This is a genomic window from Mesorhizobium sp. M7A.F.Ca.US.005.03.2.1 (assembly GCF_003997795.1).
GTDB classification, from domain to species: domain Bacteria; phylum Pseudomonadota; class Alphaproteobacteria; order Rhizobiales; family Rhizobiaceae; genus Mesorhizobium; species Mesorhizobium ciceri.
In genome coordinates, this window is sequence record NZ_RZRP01000483.1 from 1 (window position 1) to 4,821 (window position 4,821).

6 protein-coding genes are annotated in these 4,821 nt (G+C 60.6%); all 6 read right to left on the minus strand.

What is annotated here, in order from left to right; genetic code table 11:
• Positions 1-223: 223 nt before the first annotated feature.
• Entirely contained in the window at positions 224-829 is a 606-nt protein-coding gene (locus EN991_RS23580) for a hypothetical protein (protein WP_013531372.1), read from the minus strand.
• A 241-nt stretch (positions 830-1,070) separates the two neighbouring features.
• Positions 1,071-1,721 carry an OmpA family protein gene (locus EN991_RS23585; protein WP_013531371.1) on the minus strand — a complete coding sequence of 217 codons (651 nt, stop codon included), beginning with the start codon at positions 1,719-1,721 and terminating at the stop codon, positions 1,071-1,073.
• A gap of 175 nt (positions 1,722-1,896) precedes the next feature.
• A complete protein-coding gene (locus tag EN991_RS23590; RefSeq protein WP_024503891.1) occupies positions 1,897-2,265 on the minus strand; it encodes a GFA family protein in 369 nt (122 codons plus the stop codon).
• Positions 2,266-2,433: 168 nt separating this feature from the next.
• Entirely contained in the window at positions 2,434-2,811 is a 378-nt protein-coding gene (locus EN991_RS23595; protein WP_013531369.1) for a hypothetical protein, read from the minus strand.
• Positions 2,812-3,099: 288 nt separating this feature from the next.
• Positions 3,100-3,519: a GFA family protein gene (locus EN991_RS23600; protein WP_127369660.1), complete on the minus strand. Its 420-nt coding sequence runs from the start codon at positions 3,517-3,519 to the stop codon at positions 3,100-3,102.
• A gap of 77 nt (positions 3,520-3,596) precedes the next feature.
• Positions 3,597-4,728, minus strand: a protein-coding gene (prfB, locus tag EN991_RS23605; protein ID WP_013531367.1) for a peptide chain release factor 2 whose coding sequence is annotated in 2 segments (ribosomal slippage) — positions 3,597-4,661 and positions 4,663-4,728 — 1,131 coding nt in all. Because the reading frame shifts where the segments join, the coding sequence is not laid out codon by codon here.
• Positions 4,729-4,821 lie beyond the last annotated feature (93 nt).

Below are 4,821 nucleotides of genomic sequence, written 5' to 3' on the forward strand. Positions count from 1 at the left end.
GCAACGAACAGCGCGCACCGGAACGCGGCGATACCCGGCCGCAGCGAGACAACAGCCGCCCTGCCCGCCAACGTCACCAGGAAGACAACGATTCCACCGTTGGCTTCGGCGATGACATGCCGGCCTTCATGCGGATCGTCGCCAAGGTCTGATCCCGACCGCTTCGAAGGCAAGCCAGCCATCCGGCTTGCCTTCTCGATAGAGCTCCAGCCTGGTTCGCCCGTTACATCGGCCCAGGCATCATCTTGGTCGGTTTTTCCAGCATCGGAAACTCGGCCTTCGAGCATTTCACGTTCGGGTTCGTCGGACTGAACATGCCGTTCGGATTGTCTCCGAGCCAGGCATGAAGGTCGTAATGGACGAACTCCTTCGGGATGAGAGGGTAGTGCCCCTCCATCGGCCCCATGAAGGTTTGGCCAAACAGCTTCGGAGGCTCCTTTATGTCCGGCGTCAGAGGCACCAGCCATTCCGCGCCCACCAGCCGCAAACCCTTCTTGGTCGGTTCATAGATCAGCACGTTGGGGTGCATCGGGTCGAGCTTCTGGCCGACACTCGGGACATTGACGAAGTGAATACCCATGGCGCCCTTCGGGTAATCCATCGCGCCCGCTATCTTTTCTCCGCTGTAGTAGACGCAGCCGACCGTCGACAGATAGAGGTCGCGGACGGCAGCGGTGTAATCCTCATATTTGGCGAGCGACTTTTTCAAGGCTTCGATGTCGGCCTTGTTGGCGTCCTCGGCCCGAGCCGAAGCAACGTTCAGCCACGCGCCTACCAAACCTGTTAAAACGAGGACGCCACAGCGCCCAAGGCTGGCTGTTCTTGTCATGCATTCCTCCCAGATTTCTGATCTGGCCGTGCAAGACCGAGGCGGAAAAATGCTGATTGCGCGGCCGGTTACACCGCCTCATCCCCGCTGGACTGCCATGATGCTATTCCTTTCCATGGCCGCCGGAAAGCTATATTTTAGCAATAACTAAATCTATACCGTACCCATCCAGAGCGCCGATGTCAGCTCAAACAAAAACGGCCCCGCATGAGGGCCGTTTCGCATCCGCTTGCCGGACGGATCAGGTGAGCGGCGACAGCTGGATCTCGACGCGGCGGTTCTGGGCCCGACCTTCGGCTGTGGCATTGGATGCGACCGGGCGTGTCTTGCCGAAGCCTGTGACGGCGAAGCGCCGCTGATCCACGCCCTGACCGGACAGATAGTTCGCCACCGCCAAAGCACGACGCTGCGACAAATCGAAATTGTGCTGGTCGCCACCGGTCGAATCGGTGTGGCCGAACACGTCGACCGTGGTCTGCTTGAACTTCTTCAGCACCAGCGCGACGGAGTTCAGGACCTGGTAGAAGCCGGGCTTCACCGCATCCTGATCCGAGTTGAAGGTGATGTCGGACGGCATGTTGAGGATGATCTGGTCGCCGCTGCGGGTGACGCTGACACCGGTGCCTTCGAGCTGCCGGCGCAGTTCGGCCTCGTTCTGGTCCATCGTGGCGCCGATGGCGCCGCCGGCCAGCGCGCCGATGCCGGCGCCGATCAGTGCGTTGCGGCGGTCGTTGCCACCGGCAAGCAGGCCAAGGCTGGCACCCGCCAGGGCGCCAAGGCCGGCGCCGGCCGCCGTGTTGGAAATCTTCTGGTCGCCTGTATACGGATCGGTGGTGGTGCAGGCGCTCACGAGCACAGCCGTCGCCACGACGACGAGCACAGTCTTTTTCATAGGATGGTCCCTCTCCAAGTCACGCCTTGCGGTGGCGCCAAATCAGCCTTTCCCGCGACTTGTACCATGAATTGCGGCGAAAAGCGGAACGGCAAAAGCGCCGTTCACGGCTTTTCCCGAGAGACCAATACCCGGTGGTGGCGCCGCATCGCCGTGCCGGAATGGTTTGGATAAACTACCAGAGGTTCTTGCCGTCTATGACAACCACTTCGACCTTGTCGAGATCGAAATCATCGAACAGCCGCGAGTTGACGCTGATCTTGGGATTGTCGAAATCCGGCTCGCCTGTCGACCAGTCCGGCGTTTCGGTAAAGGTGCCGCAGCCGCAGGTGGCGCAAAAACCGTGCTTTACGGTCTTCGACCCCCAACGATAGAAAGAGACGTTCTCCATCGGGCTGGTGAGCTTGAATTGCGAAGGCACGTAATAGGCCCAGAGCGAGCCGCGTTTCGAGCAGAAAGAACAGGTGCATTGCGTCACCGTCTGCGGTGCTTGCGAAACCTCGAACGTCGTCGCCTTGCAATGACAGCTTGCCTTGATGGTCATCAACGAACTCCTCCTGTCGCGCCACCCTGTGCGGCAAAGGCAGCATAAAGAGGTGCTCCTGACAACTGTCTGTCAGCAAGCATCACCCGGCGCTACCGCGACAGGCTGGTCTCAGCAAGCCCGTCCCGTCACACGCGACCAGGCGGACTTCGGAATGCGTTCCTATCGTCAATAAGAGCGCGGCGGCACGAACAGGCAGATTGTCCTGCCGGCGTCGAGCCCCCCCTGGTGCGCGCACCAATGGAACTCGCCGTCCGGGCTGTCCTTGACACGCTTGTCGGTCATTGGAACGACCTCACCCGTTCCGGCGATGACATAGCCCTCGGGTTTCTCCAGCACTTCGCCCGTATGGGTCGTGCGACAATCATAGTTGGCGCAGCATGCGAACGGATAACTCCAGCCTTGTGGCTTTGCCGCCGTGGGCGTGGCGTCATGCGCGAAGGCAGGTGCCGTCAGCATTGCCATCGCGCCGATCGCGAACAGGGAAAACAAAAGTCGGCCAGCCGGTTGAACGGCATTGGCCGATCTGAGTGTGGCAGCAGACATGGAAACGTTCCTTTCAAACGAGCATCAAGCGTTTCGCTTGCCCGTTCCCGGAACGTATCTTCCCAGTGGCCGGATCGTCGGGTCGCAGATATGCCGCGTCCGGCCATAAATGCTTTTTCTCTCCCAGCCCTTGGATGCTGGGCTGATTCCTTGGTCGGCGCAAGAACATGCATTCCCGACATCGTTCTACAGACGTCAGGCATCCGCTACCGCCGACGAGATGAGGCCAAGGTCAATTCCCGGCAAACGGGCGTCGAATAAACGGGATTGGCCCGCTGTGGTTCCAGCCTATTGCTGGTCGGAGCCGGCAATCACGTGCTCTTGATACTGCGGCAGGTCATCGGTGATGGTGAACCAGCCCGCCTTCGAACCGACGAAGATGTGCCCGGTTGGACGAATGGATGGATCGTCGACGAGCGTTCCCATGGCGACATGGACGTAGGCGCCGTCGCGCACGAGCGAATAAAGCAAGGAGCCGCACCGGCAGCAATGCGCGTTGTGGCCGCTTTGGTCGCCGAAGATCAGGAGTTTGTCCTCGCCTTCGGTGAGGACAAACTTTTCACGCTCGATACCGGCGAAAGGCTTGAATGCCGAACCGGTGGTGCGCCGGCAGTCCGAACAATGGCAATTCGCGGCATAGAGGAATTCGTCGGCCACCTCGTAGTGAACCGCGCCGCAAAAGCATTTTCCGGTGAGCTTGCTCGGCACTCTCTCCTCCATTGCTGTGGTGCGCAGGGGTATGTTCAGATGAGGCCAGGCCAGCCTCACCTGAATATGGGCATATCCTAGTCCAGGTCCGCCACGGCTTCGCCGGCACCGCCTTCGATGCGCTGCGACAACGAGGCTTCCATGAAATCGTCGAGGTCGCCATCGAGCACGCTCGACGGGCTGGTGCTCTCGACGCCGGTGCGGAGATCCTTCACCAACTGATAGGGCTGCAGCACATAGGAGCGGATCTGGTGGCCCCAGCCGATATCGCTCTTCGATGCTTCGGTGGCGTTTGCAACCGCCTCGCGCTTCTTCAGCTCTTCCTCGTAAAGGCGCGAGCGCAGCATCTCCCAGGCCTTGGCCTTGTTCTTGTGCTGCGAACGTTCGGCCTGGCAGGCGACCGCGATGCCAGTGGCCAGATGCGTGATGCGCACCGCCGAATCGGTGGTGTTGACGTGCTGGCCGCCCGAGCCGGACGAGCGATAAGTATCGATGCGGACGTCGGATTCGGAGACGTCGATCTCGATCGTGTCGTCGATGACCGGATAGACCCAGACGCTGGCGAAGGACGTATGCCGGCGCGCATTGCTGTCATAGGGCGAAATACGCACCAGGCGATGAACGCCCGATTCCGTCTTCATCCAGCCATAGGCGTTGTGGCCTTTGATCATCAACGTGGCGGACTTGATGCCGGCCTCTTCGCCGTCATGCATTTCCAGCACTTCGACTTTGAAACGGCGCCGCTCGGCCCAGCGCGTGTACATGCGCAGCAGCATCGAGGCCCAGTCCTGGCTTTCGGTGCCGCCGGCACCGGCATGGATTTCGAGATAGGTGTCGTTGGAGTCTGCTTCACCCGACAGCAGCGTCTCGACCTGGCGGGCCTTCGCTTCGCCTTGCATCGAGCGGATCGCGGCTTCCGCCTCGGCGATCACGCCCTCATCGCGCTCTTCCTCGCCGAGTTCGATCAGGCCGATATTGTCTTCCAGCGCCTGCGTCAGACCTTTCACCGAGGCGATGCCTTCTTCGAGGCTCTGGCGTTCGCGCATCAGCTTCTGCGCTTCCAGCGGCTCGTTCCAGAGGCTGGCGTCCTCGGCGCGCACATTGAGGTATTCAAGCCGCTTTATGGCTTGATCCCAGTCAAAGATGCCTCCTCAGCAGGGTTATCGCCTGCCTGATCTCGTCGACAATATTCTGCGTTTCCGCGCGCATGGCTGGCTGTTCTGTCCTGTTTGCTGAAATCGGTCGGCGCGATACATAGGCACGCCGCCGCCGGCTGTAAAGCAAAATGGGCCGGCCCAAGGC

Coding starts and splice junctions, on each gene's coding strand:
- EN991_RS23580 (WP_013531372.1), bottom strand. CDS start 829: ATGACAAGAACAGCCAGCCTTGGGCGCTGTGGCGTCCTCGTTTTAACA.
- EN991_RS23585 (WP_013531371.1), bottom strand. CDS start 1,721: ATGAAAAAGACTGTGCTCGTCGTCGTGGCGACGGCTGTGCTCGTGAGC.
- EN991_RS23590 (WP_024503891.1), bottom strand. CDS start 2,265: ATGACCATCAAGGCAAGCTGTCATTGCAAGGCGACGACGTTCGAGGTT.
- EN991_RS23595 (WP_013531369.1), bottom strand. CDS start 2,811: ATGTCTGCTGCCACACTCAGATCGGCCAATGCCGTTCAACCGGCTGGC.